General features: G+C 59.3%; 13 protein-coding genes and 1 tRNA gene. 11 read left to right on the forward strand and 3 right to left on the reverse strand.

Going from position 1 to position 25,822, the window contains the following annotated elements; translation table 11 throughout:
- Positions 1-53: 53 nt before the first annotated feature.
- The 7 genes from ACTFPK_RS05510 (at position 54) to ACTFPK_RS05540 (ending at position 7,329) form a co-directional block, all read left to right on the forward strand.
- A complete protein-coding gene (locus tag ACTFPK_RS05510) occupies positions 54-1,928 on the forward strand; it encodes a serine/threonine-protein kinase (RefSeq protein ID WP_274733360.1) in 1,875 nt (624 codons plus the stop codon).
- Positions 1,929-2,067: 139 nt separating this feature from the next.
- Positions 2,068-2,967 carry a DsbA family protein gene (locus ACTFPK_RS05515; RefSeq protein ID WP_274733362.1) on the forward strand — a complete coding sequence of 300 codons (900 nt, stop codon included), beginning with the start codon at positions 2,068-2,070 and terminating at the stop codon, positions 2,965-2,967.
- A 170-nt stretch (positions 2,968-3,137) separates the two neighbouring features.
- Positions 3,138-3,213 (forward strand) — tRNA-Thr (locus ACTFPK_RS05520).
- A 204-nt stretch (positions 3,214-3,417) separates the two neighbouring features.
- Positions 3,418-4,104 carry a hypothetical protein gene (locus ACTFPK_RS05525; RefSeq protein WP_439911295.1) on the forward strand — a complete coding sequence of 229 codons (687 nt, stop codon included), beginning with the start codon at positions 3,418-3,420 and terminating at the stop codon, positions 4,102-4,104.
- 375 nt (positions 4,105-4,479) lie between these two features.
- A complete protein-coding gene (locus ACTFPK_RS05530) occupies positions 4,480-5,190 on the forward strand; it encodes a hypothetical protein (protein ID WP_439911296.1) in 711 nt (236 codons plus the stop codon).
- Positions 5,191-5,580: 390 nt separating this feature from the next.
- Positions 5,581-6,243: a hypothetical protein gene (locus ACTFPK_RS05535; RefSeq protein ID WP_274733365.1), complete on the forward strand. Its 663-nt coding sequence runs from the start codon at positions 5,581-5,583 to the stop codon at positions 6,241-6,243.
- 375 nt (positions 6,244-6,618) lie between these two features.
- The gene (locus ACTFPK_RS05540) at positions 6,619-7,329 is read left to right on the forward strand and encodes a hypothetical protein (RefSeq protein WP_274733366.1); all 711 of its coding nucleotides are present in this window, start codon (positions 6,619-6,621) and stop codon (positions 7,327-7,329) included.
- Here the strand turns inward: ACTFPK_RS05540 and ACTFPK_RS05545 are convergent.
- From ACTFPK_RS05545 to ACTFPK_RS05555, 3 genes are all read right to left on the reverse strand, one after another.
- Positions 7,326-7,988, reverse strand: coding sequence for a hypothetical protein (locus ACTFPK_RS05545; RefSeq protein ID WP_274733367.1), 663 nt, complete (start codon positions 7,986-7,988; stop codon positions 7,326-7,328). The genes ACTFPK_RS05540 and ACTFPK_RS05545 overlap by 4 nt on opposite strands.
- Before the next feature lie 118 nt (positions 7,989-8,106).
- Positions 8,107-13,806: a DUF6531 domain-containing protein gene (locus tag ACTFPK_RS05550; RefSeq protein ID WP_274733368.1), complete on the reverse strand. Its 5,700-nt coding sequence runs from the start codon at positions 13,804-13,806 to the stop codon at positions 8,107-8,109.
- 273 nt (positions 13,807-14,079) lie between these two features.
- Entirely contained in the window at positions 14,080-14,361 is a 282-nt protein-coding gene (locus ACTFPK_RS05555; protein WP_087070350.1) for a pyrophosphorylase, read from the reverse strand.
- 450 nt (positions 14,362-14,811) lie between these two features.
- Here ACTFPK_RS05555 and ACTFPK_RS05560 point away from each other — a divergent pair, with 450 nt between their 5' ends.
- The 4 genes from ACTFPK_RS05560 to ACTFPK_RS05575 all read left to right on the forward strand — a co-directional run bounded on the left by ACTFPK_RS05560 (position 14,812) and on the right by ACTFPK_RS05575 (position 25,822).
- Entirely contained in the window at positions 14,812-17,952 is a 3,141-nt protein-coding gene (locus ACTFPK_RS05560; RefSeq protein ID WP_311376864.1) for a hypothetical protein, read from the forward strand.
- Positions 17,949-19,316, forward strand: a complete 1,368-nt coding sequence (locus ACTFPK_RS05565) for an ABC transporter substrate-binding protein (RefSeq protein WP_279058509.1) — start codon at positions 17,949-17,951, stop codon at positions 19,314-19,316. Before ACTFPK_RS05560 ends, ACTFPK_RS05565 begins: the two co-directional genes overlap by 4 nt.
- 138 nt (positions 19,317-19,454) lie before the next feature.
- On the forward strand, positions 19,455-23,660 hold the full coding sequence (locus ACTFPK_RS05570; RefSeq protein ID WP_274733373.1) for an FtsK/SpoIIIE domain-containing protein: 4,206 nt from the start codon (positions 19,455-19,457) through the stop codon (positions 23,658-23,660).
- On the forward strand, positions 23,657-25,822 hold the full coding sequence (locus tag ACTFPK_RS05575) for a serine/threonine-protein kinase (RefSeq protein ID WP_274733375.1): 2,166 nt from the start codon (positions 23,657-23,659) through the stop codon (positions 25,820-25,822). Before ACTFPK_RS05570 ends, ACTFPK_RS05575 begins: the two co-directional genes overlap by 4 nt.

A 25,822-nucleotide genomic window follows, 5' to 3' on the forward strand; every position in this document is an offset into this window, starting at 1 on the left:
GCGTGCTCCGCGGGAAAAATGCGCCGGCCCGCACACTTCGGTATTTTTGAGGTATGCGGGAGGAAATCGGTGGCTATCGGCTGGTGCGGCGCATCGGCTTTGGCGGCATGTCCACGGTCTACGAGGCGGTGGATGGTGCCGGCACCCGCGTTGCCCTGAAACTTCTCCACCCGGCGGCCGTGGACGGGGTGGCCGGGCGCGAACGCCTCCGGCGCGAAGTTGCGATGTTGCAGCGGGTGCGCGGGCCCTACGTTGCCGAAGTTCTCGACGCGGAAACGGATGACGAGGATGCCTTTATCGTCACTCAGCTGGTGGAAGGCCCCACCCTCGCGGAGGATGTGCGCGTGGACGGCCCTTACCCGCCGGCGGAACTCGTCACCCTGGCCCGCCAGCTCCACGCCGCGGTCACGTCTGTACATCGCCTCGGGGTACTGCATCGTGATCTCAAGCCTTCGAATGTCATGCTCGGCGCGGGCGGCCCGGTTCTCATCGATTTCGGAATCGCGCAAACGGGTGGCGATGCCCGCCTAACCGTATCCGGCGCGGTCACCCACACTCCCGGTTACCTCGATCCGCGGGTGCTGCGCGGTCACGCCCCGGACGAAGCCGCTGACCTGTGGGCCCTCGCCGCGGTCATCGCTTTCGCCGCCACCGGGCACGACCCGTATCCCGGCGCGAACCCGGCGGTTATTATGCGCCGCGTGCTCGAAGGGGACGTGGATGTCACCGGCGTGCCCCCGCGCATCGCGCACGCCTTGCGCGCCGCGCTCGCGGAGCCGGTGGAGGAACGCTGGGGGATTGACGCGGTGGTCGCGGCGCTCGCGGATCCGGCCGCGTGGGCGGAGCCTCCGGTGAGCGCACCGCCTCCTGCACCCGCACAGCGGCCTGCACCCGCGCCACTTCCCGCTACCGCGCCACTTTGTGCGCCGGCGGCACTGCCGCTCACCTCCCCGGAGAGTTCAGAAGATGCGGGGGAGAGCGGGGAGTACGACGCCGCCGCTACCGCCCCCCGCCTGCTGCCCACCCAGGTGGCGCCAGTCACGCCGGCCGCCGCTCCCGGAGCCGCCGCAGGGCCGAGCTACAACGCCGCGGATAGCGTGCCCAGTGCTTTCCCGGAGACCTGGCCCCAGCCCATTTACGCCGGGTCCGCCACCGCACCCTACCCGGCAGCCGTACCGGGGCCTGCTGCGCCGGGTCCCACCGCGCCAGCTACCTTCAGCCCCGCAGCTTTCGAATCCCAGTCGGAATCCGCACCCTATTCGCAGTTCGCACCGCAGGAACCCACGCCGCCGGAACCCACGCCGCTCCCGCTGTGGGCCCGCCCGCCGCGCCGTACTCCCATTCTCACCTTCGTGGCGGGTGCGCTGCTGTGCGCCCTGGTTGCTGCCTGGCAGATAGCCGGATACGTGGGATATGCACTCGTCACAGTGGGCTTGGTTTTCGCGAAGCGGAACGCGGCGCGGCTGCTGCGGCGTCGTGAAGAAGAAGGCGGGCCGTTCCGCGGGGAACACCTGGGGCAAATTTTGCGCGCCCCGCTCACCTTTGTGGAAAGCGTCGTCAGTGTAGTTCCGCTGCACGGGATCGGGCTTCTCGCGGTGACGTTCGGCTACGTGGCGGCGCGCCTGGGCGGGTTTTCCGGGCCGGGCGCCGGCGCGGTGGCGGCGCTCGCGGGGGTGGGAATCTCCTGGCTGAGCCCGAGCGGGCGGCCCGCACGCCGCGGCAGCGCGGTTGTTTTTGGGCGCCTAGCCCCCACGCGCTCCTACCGAGTTTTCTGGACCGTGGTGCTGGCCGCCGGCGCGGCCGGGATCGCGTTGCTGGCCCTTGGCGGGGTGCTGGGCGTGCCCGCGGATACCCCGCTCAGTTTCGGATATTACGGCGAACCGCTCGTCGCGATGATCAGGGATATTATGGGCGGCGTGGCCAACTAATTGGCCCGCGCGGGCAATGTCACCCGGCTGGCCCTCACTTTTCCCAGGGAAAGCGGCGATAATTGACATGTTAAAGTCAGGGTGAAAGGCGCAGTGGCCGGCTGGCCGCAGGCGCGTCGTCGTAACCGAGGGAAAGTGAATGGCACAGACTCAGAAGAATAACCGGCAGACCTCCGCGGCACAGCGGCGTGAAACCGCGCGCGCGGCGGCGGCCCGGCTCCAGGAACAGGAAAAGAAGCGGGCGCGGCGCAATCGCGCGCTCGCGGTTGTTGCAGCTGTTGTGGTGGTGGCGCTTATCGCTGCGGCCGTGTGGTTCATCCTCTCGAATAAGAAGGATGAGGCGGGCGGACCGGCCACGCAGGAAAGCTCCGCGGCCGCGTACCCGAGCGCGCCGGCTACGCCGCTGGCTGAACGCCCCGCCCCGAAGGTCACCGCGGAACTGCCCAAGAACACCACCCCGGATGTGGGGGTGAGCGTGGGGAGCTCGCTGGCGGCCGGCACCGTGAACGAAGGTAAGCCGGTTGTTGATATTTACTTCGACTACCTGTGCGTGTGGTGCAACCGCCTGGAAACCTCCTATGCGGAGGAGCTCACCCAGCGCGCGAAGAATGGCGAGATTACGCTGGTCTACCACCCGCTCGTGGTGGAATCCCAGTACGAATTCTCGCATACTGCCTCCGCTTCGGCCCTGTGGGTCGCGGAGCACCGCCCCGATGTTTTCGCGGCCTACCACAATGAGATTTTCGCGATGACGGCCCCGCTTTTCGAATCGAAGGAAAAGGTGCCGGTGCCGCAGACCGCGCAGCTGGCCGAGCTCGGTAAGAAGGCCGGCCTCACCGATGCCGAAGCCGAGCAGATGATCGCGGACGTGGCCGTTGGCGAAGGCAAGCCCGGCATGTACTCCGAGCTGCTGGGGCAGTCGCTCCAACAGTTCAGCGCCGACGGCTTCACCGGCACGCCCACCGTGCTTCTCAACGGCAAACAGGTGGCAGACTGGACCGACGGTAAGCTCACCGCCGCGCTGGACGCCCTCAAGTAGCGCTTTACCCGGCGCCGCGTGCCGTGATGGTACGACGACGCCGCAGCGGGGCGGTCGCTTCGCGCCGCCCCGCTAGCGCTTAGCTCCCGGGATCCCTATTTGTTCCAGAGGGGGGATTCTGGCATGATAAACTCTGGTTCCTTGCTTGGCGGGTGCGCCGGGCAAGAATTGCCTCCGTAGCTCAGTTGGTAGAGCAGCTGTCTTGTAAACAGCAGGTCACAGGTTCGAGTCCTGCCGGGGGCTCCACTACAACAGATTTTTTATGGACACCACCCCTCGTGACATAGTCGGATAAACGGCTGCTTGCATTCCAGCAGTTTATTGGTAGCGCAGGATGAGCTTCGCATCGTACCGTTAGCGGTGATGGTGCGTGGTATTGGCAGCTGCGTCCATTTGGTCGTTCTAGTGAAGCACTCTAGCCGCAGCGGCTCGTGAGTATGGAGGTCCCTTATGTCCGTTCCTGTCAGTACTTTGGTAGCTGCCGCACCCTCGTTCCAGCGGGCTTTGCGGAAAATGAGTAAATACCCGCGCGAGCCGCGGGTATTTTCACACAAAAAGCTTTTTCTCACATTTGGATGGGTAAGTGAATTCACGATTGCTTTTACCGGCATTGCTTTAGTTTTCTCTGACGAAGCAAGCCGACCCGATGATGCCACGATTGGAATTATTTTGTGCCCCATTATGATGGTTTTCTGTTCTTGGTTCTTGTGGGTCGGATACAAGCGCCGGCTTGGCGTGGATAATGAAAAAACTTGGTACAGCTTCTCGCCATTGCCTTATCGGGAGGTCTATTTTACTGATATAACTCGAATTATTTATACCGGTATATCGTTTAGTCTTTTTACAGATAAAAAAGATAAGCGCTTTGCAAAGAAAAAGAATTCCATTGGTATTGGGATTAATCACTTCGACTACACTCTTGCCTATCTGCGGATTCTTGAGGAGATGCGGGTGCGGCGTTTTACGGTTGGGAAGATTGAGCCGGATGATCCGCGCTGGCCGGAGGCGTGGCAGGAAATGCGTAATCGGCTTGCGGCCGAAGCGTATCGAAACCACCAAGAGTACTATGATTCCCACCCGGCTGAATTAGAAGAACTTAACGCATTAGCGGTAGGGCGTTACCCTGTGGGCTCTTAGTGCCCTTCGGAGAGTTTGTGATATCCCGCGTCACGTTTCCGTTTTGTTTTTTCCGGTAGTTCCTATGCGGCTTCGGGCCAGCATGGGTCGTGCGGGGCGACGTCGCCCACCGTGAACCTGCGGTGCTTCAGCTCTTCAAAGATCCGTAAGTAGGCGAGGGTGTAATCGAAAAGAACTTTGGAGAGCGTGAGACTCGCACCGAGAGAAGTGGGAATTCTCGTAGAAGTTGGCAAGAACTTTGCTGATGATGGGCGGAGCGAATGGGAGAAAAAATTTGCGAATCACTTAAAGGAGCTATCGGAGTTTGGTTCCGTATTCAAGTACGCTGGGAATCGGTGAGTATTCGCTGGAGGTGATTCCCGTTAGCTGATCTCAGTGGAGTTTTCTGTATCTGCAGGTGTCACTCTTGATTTTTATTTCTTTGGAGGTCTTATGTTTCTTCCTTTTAGTGCTGCGGCGCCCACGATACAGCGAGCTTTGCGAAAAATGAGTAAATATCCGCGCGAGCCGCGGGTGTTTTCTCAAGCTAAGATTTGGATTACTGTTGGTTGGCCGGGCTTAATTGTTATGGCTATAACTGTTATTGCGTTAGCAACCGCTGATGAGGCGAATCGTCCTGATGATGCCACACTCGGAATTATTTGTTGCTCCGGCATGATGGCCCTTTTTTCATGGTTTCTGTGGATGGGGTACAAGCGGCGTTTTGGTGTAGATGATCAAAAAGTGTGGTCCAGTTTTGCGCCGGTCTTTTATCGGGAGATTTATTTCTCGGAGATAACACGGGTGACCTTCGCGGGGGTATCTTTCGGAGTCTTTGCGCACAATAAGAAGCCTCTTGTTTTGGGTATCAATCGCTTTGACTACACGCTTGCTTATTTGCGGATTCTTGAGGAGATGCGGATCCGGCGTTTTACGGTTGGGAAGATTGAGCCGGATGATCCGCGCTGGCCGGAGGCGTGGCAGGAAATGCGTAACGCGCTTGCGGCCGAAGCGTATCGGAACCACCAAAACTACTATGATTCTCACCCGGCTGAATTAGAAGAACTTAATGCATTAGCGGTAGGGCGTTACTCTGTGGGCTCTTAGTGCCCTTCGGAGAGTGCAATCAGTGTTTGGAGCTTTTCCGGGTTACTCTCGTAGTAGCTTCGGTGGTTGCGGTAGGTTTCCGCGGCTAGTTCGTAACGTAGCTTTTGTGCGGCTTCGGGTCAGTGCGGGTCGTGCGGGGCGACGTCGCCCACCGTGAAACGGCGGTGCTTCAGCTCTTCAAGGATCCGTAAGTAAGCGATAGGGTATTCTTCCGTCCATGGCCGTGCAGCACGGCTGACGGTTATACTGACGAGACTAGAAAGTTGGGCTACTTTTCGACCGTTGCTTACAAGGCGCTATCGGAGTTTGGTTCCGTATTCAAGTACGCTGGGAATCGATGAGTATTTGCTGGAGGTGATTCCCGTTAGCTGATCTCATTGGAGGTTTCTGATGTCCCTTCCTGTTGGCGCATTCACTGCTGCGGCGCCCTCGATTCAACGCCGTTTGCGGAAAATGAGCAAGTATCCGCGCGAGCCGCGGGTGTTCTCGCAAGCGAAGCTCTTTATTCTGAGTGGGGCAATATGTACATTTCCTCCGCTTATGGGCTTGGTTATTGTTTTGACTACTGATGAGGTTCCTGATCCCGTCGATAAAATCCTGTTTCTCGTTTTGATTTCGACAGTAATTATTTTGGGTCTTTTGTTTTTGATGCATGGTTTCTGGCGGCGTTTCGGCGTAGATGATCAAAAAGTGTGGTCGAGGTTTGGGGCTGTTTTCTATCGGGAGATTTATTTCTCGGAGATAACACGCGTGACTTTCGTCGGCATATCCTTTGGAATCTTTGCGCACAATAAGAAGCCTCTTGCTTTGGGTATCAATCGTTTTGACTACACGCTTGCTTATTTGCGGATTTTGGAGGAGATGCGGGTGCGGCGTTTTACGGTTGGGAAGATTGAGCCGGATGATCCGCGCTGGCCGGAGGCGTGGCAGGAAATGCGTAATCGGCTTGCGGCCGAAGCGTATCGAAACCACCAAGAGTACTATGATTCCCACCCGGCTGAATTAGAAGAACTTAACGCATTAGCGGTAGGGCGTTACCCTGTGGGCTCTTAGTGCCCTTCGGAGAGTTTGTGATATCCCGCGTCACGTTTCCGTTTTGTTTTTTCCGGTAGTTCCTATGCGGCTTCGGGCCAGCATGGGTCGTGCGGGGCGACGTCGCCCACCGTGAACCTGCGGTGCTTCAGCTCTTCAAAGATCCGTAAGTAGGCGAGGGTGTAATCGAAAAGAACTTTGGAGAGCGTGAGACTCGCACCGAGAGAAGTGGGAATTCTCGTAGAAGTTGGCAAGAACTTTGCTGATGATGGGCGGAGCGAATGGGAGAAAAAATTTGCGAATCACTTAAAGGAGCTATCGGAGTTTGGTTCCGTATTCAAGTACGCTGGGAATCGGTGAGTATTCGCTGGAGGTGATTCCCGTTAGCTGATCTCAGTGGAGTTTTCTGTATCTGCAGGTGTCACTCTTGATTTTTATTTCTTTGGAGGTCTTATGTTTCTTCCTTTTAGTGCTGCGGCGCCCACGATACAGCGAGCTTTGCGAAAAATGAGTAAATATCCGCGCGAGCCGCGGGTGTTTTCTCAAGCTAAGATTTGGATTACTGTTGGTTGGCCGGGCTTAATTGTTATGGCTATAACTGTTATTGCGTTAGCAACCGCTGATGAGGCGAATCGTCCTGATGATGCCACACTCGGAATTATTTGTTGCTCCGGCATGATGGCCCTTTTTTCATGGTTTCTGTGGATGGGGTACAAGCGGCGTTTTGGTGTAGATGATCAAAAAGTGTGGTCCAGTTTTGCGCCGGTCTTTTATCGGGAGATTTATTTCTCGGAGATAACACGGGTGACCTTCGCGGGGGTATCTTTCGGAGTCTTTGCGCACAATAAGAAGCCTCTTGTTTTGGGTATCAATCGCTTTGACTACACGCTTGCTTATTTGCGGATTCTTGAGGAGATGCGGATCCGGCGTTTTACGGTTGGGAAGATTGAGCCGGATGATCCGCGCTGGCCGGAGGCGTGGCAGGAAATGCGTAACGCGCTTGCGGCCGAAGCGTATCGAAACCACCACAAGTACTATGATTCTCACCCGGCAGAATTAGAAGAACTTAACGCATTAGCGGTAGGGCGTTACCCCGCGGGCTCCTAACGCACCTCGGCAAGCTCGATCAGTGCTTGGAGTTCAGTCGGGCGGCTGTTGTAGTACTTCTGGTGGTTGCGATAAGCTTCCGCGGCTAGTTCATAACGTAGGTTTTGTGCGGCTTCGGGCCAACGCGGGTCGTGGGGTTCAACATTGTTGGCGGTGAAACGACGGTACTTGAGTTCCTCAAGGATCCGTAGGTAGGCAAGAGTGTAATCGAAAACATCTTTGGAGAGCGTGAGATGGGTGCCATTCCCATAAACCTTCCAGCCGTCGGTGCCAGCAGTGGTGATATTGGTGATCTGAGAGTATTGGATGTCGTGATGGAAAAACGGGGCCAGACGGGACCACATGCTCGTCTGATTGGCGCCGTATTGGCGAGCTAGACCTCCCCATACAAGGAGCAAACCTAGAATAAGACTGACGTAAAATCCCGCGAGTTCCGGCATGAAGTCACCCAGGTCTGATCCTGATGATGCGATGAAGGTACCGAGAAGACCGAGGATTCCGATTGTGAGGAAAACGCCGGCGATCGGCACAGTCCGCTTCGCTATCGAGAAAACTCGCTCTTGCCGCGGATAGTCGCTCATTTTCCGGATCCGACGCTGCAGCGAGGATTGTGTGGCACCGGTAACAAAGCCTGCGAACGGAGCAAATGCAACTGACACAGTCGTTCCTTTCAAGAACATTGATGTTTGAGAAAGCACAGTGGTGGGTGGGATCATGAAAGTTATCCCACCCACCGTTTTCTTACCTGACGGCATTTGATTGATTACACAGAAAACCTTATTTCTGTGTAATTTTCGATAATGAGTCACCAACTGCCTTGATCTGTTTCTCGGCGTGTGACTCCTTTTTATTGAGGGTGGGATCCCCATCCAGGAATCTATCTTGGACGTATCCGCCGAGGTTCTTGATCTCCTTCGAGGTCATTTCTACTGCGAATTGTCCCCCACTGTTGAGCACCCGTTGGCCGACATCCTTTAGCTTGGGGTTCTGAGGAAGCTTGTCAATGCCAATCTTGTCCAGACCCTTGGTTTTGGCAATTCCGCTTCCAGTGGCCCCGAGCCCCGATTTTACGAGATTTCCCGTAAGTTTTCCGACATCGTAATTGGGTTTAAACTGTCCGTTCTCAACAAAGTTTTCGAACGTTCCGTTTATGGCCCATGATGTCGTCTCTTTTGCGGCATCGGAAGCAAAGCTTTTCATTCCATTTATAGCTACGTTAGTAACAAACTCTCGTCCGCCCTTAGAAAGCTCTGAGATGGTGTTCTTAGCGAGAGGTGTTTTACCAAGGAAACGTTGTCCGAGTTTGTTCATTCCGGAAATCACGCCATTGATTTTATCTGGAGCGGCTGCGCCAAAACGCCCGGCGAAGTTCTTAACGATACCGAGGTCTCCGACCCATTTTCCTAACCCTCCGGTTGCTCCCCCGACCACAGTACTAAGGGCGAATTCCGAGAAGCTAAATTGATTAGCTGGTTTGAATATCGCTTGAGTAGTCATATTAGCGCCGCCAGCAACCGCAGCTCCCGCTAGAACCGCAGCTGCGAGCCCAGTTCCAACTAGCGCGGGCACTGCAAAAATACCGACTGCAACGAGCGCGATTCCACCAACAATGAGTGCTCCGCGCTTGATATCTTCCCAGTGCACCTTAACCCAATTGACAGTTGCGTTGAACGTGCCCTTGAGCCAGTTCCACCCGTTCTGAAGGAAGTTGCCGACCGGTTTGAGGATTTTCTCCTGGAAAGCCATACGACCAGCGTGACGCAGCAGAGTAACGCGATCCATGATGGGACGCAGTCCCTTCAGCATGCTTCCGAAGTAGGTGTCGGTTGCGGGGGAGAGTCCGAGCGGGTCCATGAGCGCGAGTGGGTTATTCGCAGCGAAGTTATACGGATTAGTTTGGTAAGAAGTCCCGGCCGGTGCCGCAAGCGGGTCCGGAGACAAGAACGCTTGGGTAGCCGGGTCATACAAACGCTCACCCATCCACTCCATACCACCAACACGCAACGACCCAGTCCCGAGCATGTCAACACCCTCAGGCAAATACCCAGACAAACCCGAGACCACACCCGGGCTAGCAAACGGGGACATCGGGTCAGTGCCCCGCCCCGCCCTCCAGCTAGAACCAGCCAGAGTCTCAACACCCTGAGGGCTGAGCATCACACCACCAGGAAGAGACATGAACGAGGTACCACTCATCGCCCCTACCGTGGGAATAGGAGAGGCATAATCCCAATCAATATCAGCTTTACCATCGAAACCGATAGGATTACCCAACGCATCCAACGTGATAGCCAAATCGTGTTCCCGGCCGTCGGTCACTTCCGTGATACCCGCCAGGCTCCCACTCGCGTCCCAACGCAACCGCCTAGCAAGCTCACCATCCACGGTCTCACTGACCCTATGACCATCCGCGTCATAGGCAAAGACCGTGTGGCTCGTGCCTTGCGGGCTAGTAAGACGACGCTCAACGAGCTGGCTCGCGCTGTCATAGGTGTACTCGCTGACCGTATCACCGTCGATGAAACGGATAATACGAGCAGCCTGGTCATACTCCCACGCCTTCGTAGCCCCGCTAGTAGAAACAGCAGCAACAAGCTGGCCATCCCCACCATACTCATAAGTGACTTTCTCACTACCAGTAGTCACCGAGGTGACACGACCCCACGAATCATGCTCAACACGGGTGGTTTCCTCCACACCGGCTGTTGTGTGAGTATGGCGGGAAACAAAACCATCCTTATAGGCCCACTGGTGGGTATCTTCACCGGCAACCATGTGGGTGACTCGGCCCATCGGATCGTAACCAAAGCGGACTGTATCCAACTCCGGATGCGTGATCGTGGCAAGATTACCAACCGCATCATAGCCATAACGATAAGTTGCCCCGCCAGCTGGAGTATAGGAGGTCCGCTCACCATCCTTCCCGTACGTCCAGGTAGAACACCGCTCCTGGCCTGCCACGGTAGTGTTCTGGGAAATCAAACGCCCCAGGCGGTCATAGGTGAACACATACCGATTATGTGAAGCATCGGTGAGGGTGAGGGTACGGTCATCATAATTAAGGTCCGAACAGGCAACTTCCTGATCCCCGATACGAGCCTTGGTAACCGCGCCATCCTTATACTCGAAACTCGTCACGGTTCCATCAGCACCCGTACGGGAGAGCGGGTTCCCAAGCTCGTCATACGCCACCGACACGGTACGCCCGAGCGGGTCAGTGACCGAGACAAGGTTATCCACACTGTCATAGACCCGCTTGGTCACCCCGCCAGCCGGGTCAACCACCCGCACCAAGCGATTACGCACATCGTATTCATAACGCGTAATACCGCCCAGGCCGTTACGCACCGAGACTAGATTCCCCGCCGCATCGTAACGGAAATAGCGTATACCGGTGAGGATATCCCGCGAGTAGGTCACCCTCCCACACGAGTCATACCGGAACTCGGAGGTACCCCGCCCAGCCACCCGGGCCCGCAACAACCTCCCACACGAGTCATACTCGAAAGTCGAACGCTCCCCAGCAGTATTCACCGTGGCAACCACCCGGCTATCAGCATCGTATTCGAAGCTTGTCACGCCTTCCGCGGTGGTGAGAGCTTCCAGACGCCCGGAAGGCCCATACGTGTAGTCAGTGACTTTCCCACCCGGACTCGTCATGGAAACCACACGCCCGGCAGCATCATAATCCAGGGTTGTTAGCCCGCCCTGGGCATCCAACATTTCCGTGACATTACCGTTCGTATCGTAAGTAACCACGGCCGCGTCTGTCGCGGTGTCATAACTAGCCACCGGACGCCCGAACTGGTCGAACTGCATAACCGCACCATTACCCTGGCTATCAACCGAGGTAGCGGTCCGTTCCTGAGAGTCTCTCACCGTCCGGGTAGTAACCCCAGCCGGGTCAATCACCGTTGAGAGATCACCCACCGCGTCATACTCAAACTTCCAGGCATGGCCCACCGGGTCAGCAACCTGGCGCAGGCGTGAGAGAGCATCAAAAACGAAAGTGAACTCATCACCGTCCGGCATAGTGATAGAACGCAGATTACCCAAGTCATCCACATCGTTACTCAGGGCATGGCCTAGCGGGTCAATGATTTTCTCTACCCGCCCATCAACCTCGCTATACACCAAGGTCAGTTTCGCCCCGCCAGGATCAGTGACCACAACCGGGCGCCCATAAACATCGTAATCAACCGTGGTCGTAGCCCCATCAGGATCAATACGGCGCGCTAACGTACCATCGGCGTTATAAACAAGCCGAGTCGTGAAACCGAGCGGCGTGACCATCTCAACCACGCGCCCCGCGCTATCACGCTCCATCCGATAGGTATTACCCAACGCGTCAGCGAAAGAAATAACCTCACCGGCATCGTTGTAGCCAATAGTCTGGAACACTCCGGTTGGATCCGTCGCCTTAACAAGGAGCCCGTTTACCCACTCCAGGCTGGTCACCGCACCATCAGCGTTAATGAAACGGCTCGGATTAGGGCTATCACCCTCATACTCATACCGGGCCACCAAACCAGTAGGCCCTACCGCCTCAACCAGGCGGTCCTGCTCATCATAGGAGGCAGTCAGTTCCCCGCCAGCCGGGGAAACCGTGCGAACCAGGTGTCCACGCTCATCATAAAAATGCGTAGTGACTTTATTATCTCGATCACGCGAACGCAGCAAGTTCCCGTGCCGGTCATAAGACATGGTCTGGCGGTTACCATCAGAATCCTCAGCAGCAATGGTACGCCCCCGACTATCAGCCACCCAGGTATTCGAACGAGTACCATCCCCATCACTGACCACCGTGACCCGGCCCGGTAGATAAGCAAAATGAGTATCCCGACCATGCTCAGAGGTCTGCTTGACCACGCGAGCTTCGCCGTCGTAAACATTCACGCACTCAACCACGCCAGTTGTCGCAACCACACGCGCAACCAACCCAGCATCATCAATCTCGTAACGCCGGGTACCATGCGGGCCGCTCGCGCCCACCAAATGCTCGCCCTCGTAGTGGTATTCGAAACGGGTACCATCCCAGCCACGGGCCACAACCACCCGGCCATCCCGATACTCAATATCGATACGCCGCCCACGCTCGGTTACCAGTGCACTGACCAGGCCATCACGATCACGCTCGGCTCGCACCCCGAAACCTACACGCCCACACACCTCAATCCACGCGCCAGCACGGGTGAAGACCCAACGCTGACCAGTATTATCCGAAACCTCCCAGCACGGCACTCCCTCGCTATCGCCAGGCACCGCAACCGCACGCAGCCAGAAGTTTTCTCCCTCAGCACGCACCACACCCGAACCTGGTTCGAACCGCTCAGCATCTACCGGGAAATACACATGCTGGCCATCCGCACGCATCCACACCACGTGATCAGCACGCTCGACCAGACACTGATCAAGCACGCTCACCCACCCGATACCAAAAACACCCCGCGCGGGAGCATCCTGCGCGCCCGTATGCTGCATATGACTCAGGATCGAGTTATACATCCGCGACAGGCCACCAACCTGGCAACCCTCCGGGAAACTAATATCCAACTCCGGTTCAAGGAAATTACCCGTCGCACTATTAACCGGATCAGACACCAAAGCAGAATTAACAACCTGACCAGTCAGACACGGCCACGCTACCTGAATAGCCTTACGCCCCGCATCCAAACCAGCATTATCAAGCACCGCATCAATATGCGAATCCAGCAACGTAAGCACCGGACCACCCTCGCCAGCCTCCTTGAAAGCCTGACGCACCACATCAATCCAGTCCGCATCGTTATCGTTATTACGAATGTAATCGTTAATACCCCACGCGATACTCTCACCACCAGAAAGACTCCCAAACTTCCAACCGCCCACAAAGGCGCTGACGGCAGTCTGCAAGGCACGCGGATGGCTTTCGAGAGTGTCATGCGCTGAACGGGTGGCTAGTACGTATTCGTACAGGTTCGCGGGGTAGCAGGAAGAACGCCCGCCTGAGCCGCCCCCGCCGCTGCCTGGCATGGGGGTGTCGTGCTGGGGTAAGGCAGGCTGATCGATGGAATGTGCGGGCGGGGTGCCCGGGTAGCGCGCGCTCGGAGGGATGAGGAGTGGTTCGTTAGCCAGCCACAACGGTATGAGCTCCGGGTTAATGGGCCGCCGCGCAAGCCAGCGGTTGTGGTCATCTTCCCAAGCATTGAAGATATCGATCATCTTCTGCTCAGCCTCAGCCGCTTCTTCCAGATCGGTAACGCCCGATTCCAGAGCCGTCAAGGACGCGACGAGCATCTCTTTATCCGCGCGTTGGATATCCATATTCTGCGCGTACACATCCGCGAAACGCCCAGCGAAGTCAATTTGCGCGTAGGCGATACCGCCGTTAAGAGTGGCTTGGGCGGTGTTTAGCGCCTCAATCGCGTTCTTGATAGCGCTCTTTAAATTGCTCGCGAGACCGATTTCGAAACCGGTATATACGTTGGGTCTTGGCATGGGAACTACCTATCGTTGTAAATCGACATCCGGGCTGGGCAAGCTGTGTTTCGCGCGCTCGGTGTGAGCACCTCGCGGGGCACGGGACAGTGTGCTGTGGTGGCGAGGCGAGACAGGGCGAGCGATGAAGAAGCCATAGAGGAGAAAGAAGCCATAGGGAAGAAACACGACATAAGGGGAACGCACGATCCGGGCGGTCCGCCGCGTGGTGACACGCAAATGCGGTGAACCGCCCGGATTGCGCGCAAATCGGACTGGGTGGTGGTGTGGTGCTTACTCGCCGCCGCCGGCGGTGAAGATATTGGTCGAGATCTGGTCGAGCTGGTTACGCAGATCTTCAAGCTCCTGCTTGGCCTTGTCCAGAGCCGACTTGGTCTGCGGCCACACATCACCGCGGAACTGCTGAGCGAGCGGACCGTCCCACACATTCGCATCCGAGAGAGTCTGACCCTGGGTATCGAGCTGCGAAATCTGATCGGTCAGGCCACCGTTAATAATGGACTGCATCTGCTGAATGGCCTGCTTGGCTTCACTGGATGTAAGAACACGAGCCATGATTGGTCTCCTTTATTGGGTAGAGAAGAGTTCTGACAGTGCCGACAGGGCGACATTGTCATGTCTAGCCATCGACGCTTTTGACGCTACTGACCCTGGGTAAATACTCCGTAACGCGAAATGTTACAAATCGATAACATTTTCGTGGGTGGTGGTGGGCTTGCGTTAATCTTCTCGCGGGCTTTACTGCTCTGCGGTGGAATATAACGACGACGGCGCCTTTCCGGCCGGGTGGAACCGCGCGGTGAAGGTAAATTCGCATAGTATGTGCCCCCAAGGTTAATAAAAATCAAACTCCCGGGAAACGGCTTTCTGGCGCGGTTTAAGCCGCGGAAATATGTCATCGCATGGTGATAGGGTGTGGCCGTCATGCGCTCACCACACTACGAAAGGCGCCCAATGTTTCCTGTCCGCAACTTTGTGAAGCGATGCCGGCCAGCGCTTCTGGCCTTGGCGGTTCCCGCTCTGGCCGTGGCCGGGGTAGCGGTGGCCGTCCCGGCTCAGGCCGATCCTGGAGTTGTTACGATCCAGGTGGGCGGCGACGGAGCTATCACGGCGATGGCCGGCGGTGATGGCCATCGTATTGATCCGGCAGCCGCCGGTGGAGAGCTCCCCATCCGGGTGGTGACCTCCTACACCTTTAACGGGATCACCACCTCGGATGCCAGCAGTGTTGCAGGCGCTACCGGCCCGGTTCGCATCGATGTGACTGTGCAAAATGTCACAGGTAAATTGGAGCGGGTGAATGCCGATGTTGACGGGCGCGCGGTTAGTCACGAGGTCCTGGTGGCCACCCCGATGTCGGTTGCTGCCGGTGTGGAATTGCCCGGGATCGCCCCCGAAGCCGTTCGGACTCCCCAGGCCGGCGGTGAAGGCGTAGCAACCAACGGCGTCGTCGCCGTTAATGACCGCGGTACCACCACGGTGCAGTGGGCTGGACTTACCGGAGTAGGGTCCACCACCTCTCTGCTGCATTTCACGTTGGTTGTTGAGGCGCAGGATTTCGTCACGCCCGTTATTAATATTGCGACGCAGCCAGGCTTCGGAATCAACCCGGATTCGCGCAAGCAACGTGAGGAAACACTGCTCGTTTCCCAAACGATCCGTACCCTGCAAGAATCCGCGGATATCCTCGCGGATTCCGGAACCGCCCTGGAGGATGCGCGTGCCATGCTCGCCAACGCCGGTGGTTCCATCGGTTCGCGCACTATCCGGGATTTGGAGATGTCACGCGGGCGCATTGAGAATTCGGCGCAATCCGTCTCATCCACGCTGGAGAGCCTGGAATCGCGCCTCAACAGCCTCTTCGCCAGCACGGGCTCCACCATGTCTAGCTCGCTGGCGGAAACAACCGCCACCGTGCGTACCCTTTTGGGTAACCCGGATGCTCCGCGGCCGCGTATCGATATCAACCCCGATACCTGCGAAATCAACTTCGGTCTGGAAGAAGATCTGCCGGCTACGCCGAGCCCGGCGGCTCCCAGCCCGGGGGAGGGGCCGAGCGCTTCGGCATCCCCGGTCCCTTCGCCTTCCGCTTCTGCGGGTACGGGTGCCGCGCCTTCGCCGTGGCCTACCCTCCCGAACGGGGATCCCAGCCCCAGGCCAACCGCAAGCTCCATCCCCATGGCCACGCTTTCGCCGGCGCCCAAGCCCAGTGGTCCGGCCGCGGGCGATGACCTGCCCACCGTCACCAACCCGGAAGAAGTAATTCCGGCCGGTGGGGTATACGGGGTTATCAACGGTCTCTCAGCCCGTTTGGAAGCACTGAGCGCCACCACCACCCGCTGCCAAGAACATATTCTTTCCGATCTGGATAGCATCCTCGGACCGCAAAATCCCTCCCCGGAAGACTGCGCAAATCCGGCCGTTGCCACCACCTTGACCTGCACGATTCTCAGCGCCCACCACGATCTGAATGAGCTGAGCAACCAGGTGCGTGCCGAAGGTGAGGAACTTGTGACGCAGCTGCGGGGCGGCTCCCAGCACAAAAACCTGGATACCGTGGAGCAATTGGATGGCGCGCTGCGCAGCGTGAATGCCCTCGCGAAAGATCTCCAGATCTACCAGCATGAGGGCCGCCTGCCGCAGCCGGCACCCACGCCGGAGCTTGCCCCCAGCGTCCCGGCGCTTCCGGGAACCGAACCTTCTGGTTCGCCCGAACCGAGTGCGGGGTCGGAACCGAGTGCGGGGTCGGAACCAAGCGCGGCTCCCGCGCCTTCTAGTTCGCCGGCACCCAGCACGGCACCCAGCGCGGCTGCGCCCCAAGTGATCCCGCCCGAAACGGTGGATTCCAGCGCACCCATGACGCCCTATATTGACGAACTCAAGAAGCGTTTCGATGCTGCCCTCAAGCTCGTGGATACCCTGGATAAGGAATTTGCGCGGGTGAATGCGGAAGCCGGAAAGGCTTTTGAACGCAATCAAGCCCAGGACAAGCGCCTCACGGAGATCACGGAATCCATGTGTATTGACGCGGGCCTCACCCGCGCGGTTGGCGCCGAGGATCCTATCGCCAATCCCAAGCTCGATAAGAAGACCGTGCGGGGAGTTGTTCGTGATCTCACCGGCGCTGAATGTCCGCATACCGCGGGAATGATCGGCAACCGGGCGGGCAAATATCGCGAATCTGTACGTTTCCTCGGGCAGGAAACCCGCGATCACATCACCTCAATTATGGAAGCCACCCAATCGGTGAGCGGAACGAATCAGCCGGAGGCAATTGCCGGGCTCACGCAGCTACGCGAGGGCCTCACGCAATCCCAGCAGATCCTCACCGATCTGGATACCGAACGTGCCCGCCTCGATGATCAGCGCAAGGACCGCACCGCACAACTCGCCCAGATGGTCGATGAACTCAATAAGAACATCGCCACAACCGTTAATATCTACGCAGATCTGGCCCCGCTGGCCCGTGACGTAGTGGGAGAATTGGATGCCTTCGCCACGGAGCTAGACGGCTTCGTTGGAAAATCAAAGACCCGTGCCGACGAAACGGGCACTACCAATCGTGACCGCCTCTACACCGGGGTCTCTACCGCGCGGGACCGCACAGAACGTTCCTCCAGCGCAATTTTCGATAGCGTATCCAATCAGCTGACGGTCTTCTCCGGGAACCTGCGCGATACCGGATCCCGAGCGGTGCGGAGCACCACCGGTCTTATTACGGATGCTAATAAGACCCTCGATGCGGAAACCAGCCAACTCATGGATGAGAACAGTACAACCGTGAGCGCAACCAGCCGCAACGCCGTCACCAATTCGGATGCCGTTTCCGCCCTCATCATGCAGGACCTCGTGAACGTGCTCGCGGATATCGGGACCAATACCCCCGGTGGGGGCGGTCTGCTCGGAGCAATGAAAACCTCCGAAGGGCACCTTGGAATTGCCGATGCCAAGCTCAGCGATTCCACCGCGACCACCACAACCATTCAATCCGGGTACCGTTCGGCACTCGGGGCGGATGCCTTCGGGGCCGCACGGCTGCGCGCCTCCCTGGCCCGCCTTGAACAGTTGCCCACGCTACCGGCAACCGGTAACGCGGAAATCGGAATGTACTCCTTCCACGTCATTCCTACCGAGGAGGAAAAGTGAGCGAATCCGCCAAGCACACCGAGGCCGATACGCAATCCCCGGGGGCCTACCCGGCGGGCAGCGAATCCATTCGTGATCGGCGCCGTACCGCATTCGGTATTCTCGCGACTCTTCTGCTGCTCGCCCTTCTCGCGGTCCTGGTCTGGTTCTTCCGGTACCAATCCGAAAAGGCGCGGACGACCGAAGACCCCGATTTCGAGGCATTCCCGCCGGCATCCGTGGAGCTCGCCGTGGAGAATGCTCCCGAGGGGCTCAAGCTCGGCGTCGTCGTATCCTATACGGAAGATCTCACCCAGGGACCGGGCTGGGACCTCAGCGGTGAAGGCGTGCGAGTGGCGCAATGGCGCCTCGCGCAGGGCGGCACCCCAGTGGAGCTTGTGACCGTTTCCGATCAGGGCAGTGACGACGGCGCCCGCGCCGCCATCACCGAATTATCCGATAGTGATGTTTCTGGGGTCATCGCCCTGACTACCGGTAGCCACACCCTGGCGCTCGCGAACGCGGCTGCCGATGCCGGGCTTCCCATTATCTTCCCCTACCAACTTCAGCCCTCCGCCAACGTGCCCGAGGGTGCACACTATCGGCTTCCCACCGCGGGTGGCTGGATCACCGGGCTGACCAACCAGCTCGGTGACCTCCAGTGTTCCACCGTGGTTTCGGTGGGCGGAGAACTTGCTAACGGGGTGCGGGGAGTGCGCGGGGTAGATGCCCACATCGGCCTGGCCGAACCGGCCACCGTGAGCGCCCAGGTGCTTGAAGCAACCCTGGGGCGGCCCAATCCCTGCGTGGTTATTGACGCTCCGGCATCCACGATCGCCCAGCAGATCACCGGCTTGCGCGGGGCGCGATACGATGGCCCGATTTTGGTGGGGCCGGAAGCTTTTAATGGCGTGCTGAGCACGGGCCTTACCGATGCGCACACCCCGATTGCCGGTATCTACAGCTACGGATTCCCCACCCCGGGCGGACTATCCCTCACCTCACCGGATGCCAGCGGACTACCGGCCGGCGGTTTCCTTCAGGCCGTGGAAGTGATGCGCACCAACGGCGCACTTCCCTCCTTGCGAGATGACACCGAGTTCAGCGCACGCTGGCAGTACGCGGACGGCCTCAGCCACGATGCGGTTCTCAGCTTCGTGGCGGCCGCTGCGGTAGCCGACTCCACCGACCCGGCCAAGATCACGCAGGCCCTCACCACCCCCGAAGCACACGAAGCCGCGGTAGCGGGAACCGAACGGGTGGCGCGCTGCGGTGCCGGCGGCAAGGGCAACGGGGCTGGCGGCCAGACCGACGGGCCGTGCCCGGTGCAAGCGGCCATCGTGGACGGGCGCATCGAATGGATTTCTTCTGAGGCCGTGCGCTAAGGAGCAACCCGAAGAAAAAGCGGAGCGGGCCGCCCGCATTCCCCAGGCGTGGCCCCTGAAGGTAAAGGCACAGCGGATAACGATATGCGTATTGTCATTAGGAGCGATCACTCGGATCGGTTGTTTTCTCTGACAAACGTGACAGAGGAGACGCGCGTCGGGGATATTCTCGACGGCGCCCACCTCGACCGGCGCGAATGGGCCACCGTGTGGGTGGATGGCGTAGCGGTCACTCCCTCCACCACCCTGGCCCGCGCCGGGGTGCACGAGGGGAGCGTCATCTCCGCCGTCGAACCGGAGCATCCCACCGATGAATGGGGCTTCATCATCACCGCGGGGCCGGATACCGGGCGCTATATTTCCCTCCCCGCGGGTCGCACCCTGCGCATTGGCCGCAGTCCGCAAGCCGATATCCACCTTAATTCCCCCACGGTTTCGTGGTCGCATTGCCTCGTGGAAGTACGCGAGGATGGCCTGTGGATGAGTGACGATAACTCCTCGAACGGAACCATCCTGGACGGTGCGGCCCTGAAGGGGGAAGAAGGCGCCACCGAATTGCACCCCGGCGACATTATCGGCATCGGGGCCTTCTACCTCGAAGCGGTTCGGCGTGATGAGGAGGGCTCTCACCAGAACGACGACGCGGCTAACGGCGTGCTCACCGCCGTCTCCACGGTCGCTTTTAACCGTCCCCCGCGCCGGGCCCTGCCCGCCCACCCTAAACAACTCGAAGCACCGGAAAAGAAAACTCCGGAAAAGCCCGGTCGGCTCTCCTGGGCTGCGATCCTGGCTCCGATTTTCATGGCCGTGGTGCTCGTAGCGGTTCTTGGTTCCTTCCGCTTCGCCCTCATCGCGCTTTTCTCCCCGGTTATCGCCATAGGTTCTTTTATTGAACAGAAACGCCGCTCCAAGAAGAGCAAAATCGAAGAAGAAGAAAAGTTCGTGGCCGCGCTCCAGGATTTCACCGTGGATATTGGCAAAGCGGCCCTGGTGGAACGCTCCCGCATGCGCTCCCAAACTCCCTACCAGCATGAGCTGGCCGAACAAGCCCGGCGTGGCGGGCCGCGCCTGTGGCAGGTGCGCTCCGATCATTTCGATTTCGGCAGCGCCCAGATTGGTACCGGGCCGGTTCCCTTCGAGGTCCCGCTGGAAAATGCCAGCACCAAACCGGAGCCGCGGGTGCGCGAGGTGCTCGACCTGGCCCGCATCCCCGCAGCCCCGGTTCGGGTGGATTTCACCAAGGGCCCGGTAGGGATCTGGGGTGAGCGTGACGAAGCCCTGGCGTTGGCGCGTTCCCTGGTGACCCAACTAGCCACCCTCTCCGGTCCGGCCGATGTGACAATCGCGGTCGCCACGGACCGGGCTCGTTCCGAACACTGGCGCTGGTGCGCCTGGCTGCCCCATACCCGCGTGGGCGGAGCTAACCCGAATAACCGCCATCTCGCTTTCGAACGCACCCCGGCCCAAACGATGCTGCGCGGCCTGCGCGATGGCCTCAACGGCTTACCTTCAGCATCCCTCTTCCTCGTTATTGATGATGTTGCGCTCCTGGAAGGCCGCGATTGCCCGGCCCGTGACCTTCTCGCGTACCGCGGGGAGGATGTGACCGGTTCCCAGAAAGCCAAAGAAGTAAGCGGTATCGTGTTGGCTACCCGCCCCGAACAGCTCCCCGCTTCTTGCCATAGTGTGATCGAGGCAAAACCCGGGGCAGAGCTGATTCTGAGTATCCCCTCCGAGGACATCACCATCGAGCATATCGCCGGGGCGGTGTCCACCGAGCCGCGCCTGGAAGAGTGGGCGCGTTCACTCTCCCTCTTCGACGATCCGGAAGTGCGAGACGCCGGCGCGGCCCTACCTCCCCTCGTTCACCTTCTCGGTTTGCTCGGGCTTTCCCGCGATATGACCAGTGCGGATATCACCCAACTGTGGCAGAACAACAAGGGGTTCCGCTTCCCGCTAGGCGTATCCGAAGATGGTACGTACTGGCTGGATATGGTTCGGGATGGGCCGCACGGCCTCGTGGGTGGCACCACCGGTTCAGGTAAATCGGAAATGCTGCGCACCATGGTTGCCGGGCTCGCCGCCCGGGTAGACCCCCAGCACCTCACCTTCATCCTTGTTGATTTCAAGGGCGGGGCTGCCTTCGCCACTCTCGACCAGCTCCCGCACACCATCGGCACTCTCTCGAACCTGGAGCCCTCCCTGGCTTACCGCGCTCTGCGTGCCCTAGAAGCTGAGATGCTCTACCGTCAGCAGTGCTTCGCGGCCGCCGGGGAAGGCGTGGACAACCTCGATAACTACTTGGCAACGAACCCTAGCGAGCCCATGCCGCGCATTCTCGTCGTCGTCGATGAATTCGCGCAGCTCGCGAAAGAGTACCCGGACGTGCTCTCCTCCCTGGTTTCCATCGGCGCGGTGGGGCGTACCCTCGGTGTACATATGGTGCTCGCTACCCAGCGCCCGGCTGGCGTTGTCAATGATGACATCCTCGCGAATACCAATATGCGGGTGGCTCTGCGTGTGCAATCACGCGATGATTCCTCGAATGTTATCGGGGTGCCGCACGCCTCCAGCATCGGTCGCGAACAGCGCGGGCGCGCCTATATCAAACTTGGGGAAGAGGATATTCACCCCATTCAAACCGCGCTCGTCACCGGCATAAGCGACGCCGCCCAATCCACCGATCTTCACGTGGACGAAATTGAGCTGGGCGGGCCGCTGCCCGATCACACCGTGGCCCGTGCCGGGGACGAAGAATCCGACGTCGATCTTCTTATTCGCGCCATTCAAGAAGCCCACCGTGCCGCGGGCTTTGGTACCCCGCGTCCCGTGTGGCCCGAACCGCTGGGCGAACGCGTGGATCTGCTTCTCGATACCGATACCCCGCGCGCAGGGGTGGCCAATATTCGCGTAACCGAGGGTGGGGATACCGTTGCTGTGGCCCTGGCTGATGATCCCAGCCACCAGCGCCAAATCCCGGCTGGCTGGCGGCCCGCGGAGGGGAATCTTATGCTCGCCGGCATTCCCGGTTCGGGAACAACGACGACGCTGCAATCCCTCGCCCTCGTGATCGCGGCAACATCCGACCCGGCCACCACGGATTTTCTTTACCTCGACCTGGGTGGGCGCGGCCTGGAACCCCTCCACGAACTGCCCCATTCCATTGGTTACGCCGGGCCGGGCAAAGCCAATCGCGAACTTCAGCAGCGCCTGCTGCGCTACCTGCGCACCGAATACGATAAACGCACCACGGACCCGGGAGAATATTCCGATATTTACGTCTTTATCGATTCTTTTGCCACCCTGCGTGAAGAATACGATGATGCGGAAGGTATGGAACTCCTCGAAGGTCTCTACCAGGTGTGGGGTAAGGGGCCGGGCGTAGGCATCCACATGGCGGGTGCTACCTCGCGCCTCAAAGCAATTCCTGCGGCAGTCGATGAAGTCACCACCCAGAAATGGCTCTATCGCCTGGCTGATTCTTATGACTACTCCCTGGTGGGGGTCTCGCGTGATAACATCCCCGCCCAGGTTCCGGGCCGCTACGTGGACGCGGTCACGAAACTCCACGGGCATGTGGCCACCGTTCCCGCCTCGCTCGAGCAGGCTATTGCCTCGGTGGCAGCGCGCTGGCAGCCGGTGGAGAAAAGCACCGTGGTGGCGCGCCTGAGCGATGACCTGCGAGTATCCGATCTGAGCACCACCGCGCAGCTGACGGGGGAGCCCTGGATTATCCCGGTCGGAGTGGAAGAAGCCACCCTGCACGATTACTGCCTGGAAGCCTACGCCGGGGAACATATGCTCATTTCCGGCCCGGCCCGCAGCGGGAAAAGCTCCGTGCTCCTGGGCATCGCCATAAAACTTGCCGGCGATGCCCGGGCTGCCGGAAGTCCCCTGCGGATTATCGGCCTGGCTTCGCGCCGCTCCCCGCTGCACGGTAGCGATGTCTTCGATATTGTTTATGACCATGAGGACGTTCCCTCCGCGGTGGCGGAGGCGGGTCTGGGCACCACGCCCACAATTCTTGTGATCGACGACGCCCACCACATCACAGAAGGGGAAGACGCTCTCAAGGATCTCCTCGCCACCGCCAACCAGCAGCTCCTCATTATCGCGGCCGGCCGCAATGATGACCTGCGTTCCGCCTACGGTAAATGGACGGCCACGTTGCGTAAATCGCGATTGGGTATTCTGCTCCATCCGAACCGCGATTATGATGGCGACCTCCTGGGCGTGCGCCTCCCGCGCCGCTCCCCGGTCAAAATGACCGCAGGGCGCGGGTATGCCTGCGAAGGCGGCACCGCGACCCTTATCCAAGCCGTGACCGTGCGAGATGACGCATGAGTACCGCTTTTGATTTCGGAGCATCCTACCGCGCCCTCAGCCCCATCGGTCGCGGTGCCTCCGGTGTGGTGTACGAGGGGGAACGTAAGGACGATGGCACTCGCGTCGCCATTAAATTCCTGCGCGATGAATACGTGGGAGACCCGGAAATTCTGCGGCGCTTCATTACCGAACGTTCCGTCCTCACGCAGCTCAGCCACCCCCATATTGTCGGGGTGCATGATCTGGTGGCCGACGGCGGGAAACTCGGCATCGTCATGGAGTACGCTCCGGGCCCCAACCTGCGTGAATACCTTACCGAACGCGGTCCCTTAGCACCTGCGGACGCCTTGGCTATCACCCGCCAGGTGGTCGAAGCATTACAGAGCGCACACGCGGGCGATGTGGTCCATCGCGATATTAAACCGGACAATATTATTTTGACCGCGCTCGCACCGGACGCGGCGCACACGCCGGACTCCGCCTCTCACGAAGATAAAGATAGGGTGCTTCCGGGGCGGAAAAAACTGCGGGGGCGCACCGAAGCGGAGGACCGTTTCAACGTCAAAGTAACAGACTTCGGTATTGCCGCGATTATCGGGACCGGCTCAAAAACCACGAGCATCGTGGGAACCCCGGATTATATGGCCCCGGAACTCATTGCGCAGGCGCGCGCCACCCCGAGCGTGGATATGTACGCGGTGGGCATTATGCTCTACGAGATGCTCACCGGGCGCACCCCCTTCGGAGGGGAGGGCCTCAACCCTTTCACCATTGCGCATCGTCACCTCACGGAGAAAATTGCTCCATTGGCCGGCCTGGAAGAAAATACCGCCGCGCTCCTTGATGAACTGGTCGGGAAGAACCCGGATACCCGGCCGAATGCCGCGGAAGTGCTGGAACGGCTACCCGACTGCCTGGAAGCAACTGCCGGCCATGCCCCTCTGGAGATCAACACCTCTGCTCCGGCCTTTTATCCGGCCACCATGTTGGACGGTGCTTTCAGCGCCGCCGCGCTCACCCCTGCTGCGCTGAGCTCGACTAACGATACTGAGAAAGAAGCGCCGGCCCGCCCCGCCGTCGTCCTTTCCCATGAAAATTTAGCGGAGCTCGATGCTGCGCCGTCGGCCACCATTATTAGTTCCGGCGCGGCACTGGACCTTAACTACGCGCCCGCGCCCGTGGTTGAACATGAGCCGAGCTTCTGGGAAAAAATCGGGAGCTTTATACGGGAGCACTGGATGCTCGTGACTCTAGGCGCCGTGACGCTCATCGCAGCGATTGCCGGGGTGGTGTGGATGCTGTGGCCGCAGGCAGAAAGCGCCGATACCGGCCCAACCGAACCGATCCAGGCGCGGCTGGAGGACCATCCGCTTCCCTCCGGCCTGTCGATTGTGCGCGAGGCGAAGTGGAATCCGCAACGCCAGGTTATCGACTACACCGTCACATATAAAACCGCGAAAAGTCCGATTTCGGGCAATGTGCTGGAGGTACTTCCCGCTCCGCAACCCAAGGACGAGGGTGGGGACGCCCCGAAGAATCAGTCTGATAAGCAGAACGCGCCGGGCACAGGCGGGGCAGCGGCGCCGCAATGCGCCGACGTGGTGTGGGATCGGGCCGGCAAACCGCATTCCAATGCGACGACCTCGCTCACTGCCCGCTGCGCCTGGACTCTCGCGGCTCCCACCGTTACCGTGGGGCAGCCGGTGACCATTACCGCCACGGTGAGCTCCGACTACATTCCTGAAGACGAACAAGAACTGTCACGGTGGCTCACGGAGGTCAGTGAGGCAACTGCGAAGGCGGCCGGGGACGAAACAGCTACGTCTACCGCCTATCCGCTCCAGCGCTTACGCTCCGTCAAAGTCACGGTGCCTCCGCGGATCCAGCAGGGGCAGCCGATCCCCATCAGCATTATCGGGGTGTGGCCCAATGGTGAGAACGTGACGACGCCGCTTTACACCAGTCCCGCCAGCGGTGCCCCGACGAGTATCCTCGCGGATCTCACGGGTGGGGATACCAAGAACCTGCGCTTCACCGATCGCTGTTCCGGGGCGGTGACCATCAGTTCGGACGGCCACGCAGTTTCCGCGCTCTACCCGGCCCAATGCGAGATCGGTGCGGTTGTCGGTAATTTCGATGCTGCTCCTGGCACCATCGCCATTACCGGCGCGGGCTCGTAG

It is taken from the genome of Actinotignum sp. UMB0459 (assembly GCF_051905915.1).
GTDB lineage: Bacteria > Actinomycetota > Actinomycetes > Actinomycetales > Actinomycetaceae > Actinotignum > Actinotignum sanguinis.

What these genes read in the sequence shown, in the direction of transcription:
- ACTFPK_RS05510 (WP_274733360.1), top strand. Translation starts at nt 54, where the DNA reads ATGCGGGAGGAAATCGGTGGCTATCGGCTGGTGCGGCGCATCGGCTTT.
- ACTFPK_RS05515 (WP_274733362.1), top strand. Translation starts at nt 2,068, where the DNA reads ATGGCACAGACTCAGAAGAATAACCGGCAGACCTCCGCGGCACAGCGG.
- ACTFPK_RS05525 (WP_439911295.1), top strand. Translation starts at nt 3,418, where the DNA reads ATGTCCGTTCCTGTCAGTACTTTGGTAGCTGCCGCACCCTCGTTCCAG.
- ACTFPK_RS05535 (WP_274733365.1), top strand. Translation starts at nt 5,581, where the DNA reads ATGTCCCTTCCTGTTGGCGCATTCACTGCTGCGGCGCCCTCGATTCAA.
- ACTFPK_RS05550 (WP_274733368.1), bottom strand. Translation starts at nt 13,806, where the DNA reads ATGCCAAGACCCAACGTATATACCGGTTTCGAAATCGGTCTCGCGAGC.
- ACTFPK_RS05555 (WP_087070350.1), bottom strand. Translation starts at nt 14,361, where the DNA reads ATGGCTCGTGTTCTTACATCCAGTGAAGCCAAGCAGGCCATTCAGCAG.
- ACTFPK_RS05575 (WP_274733375.1), top strand. Translation starts at nt 23,657, where the DNA reads ATGAGTACCGCTTTTGATTTCGGAGCATCCTACCGCGCCCTCAGCCCC.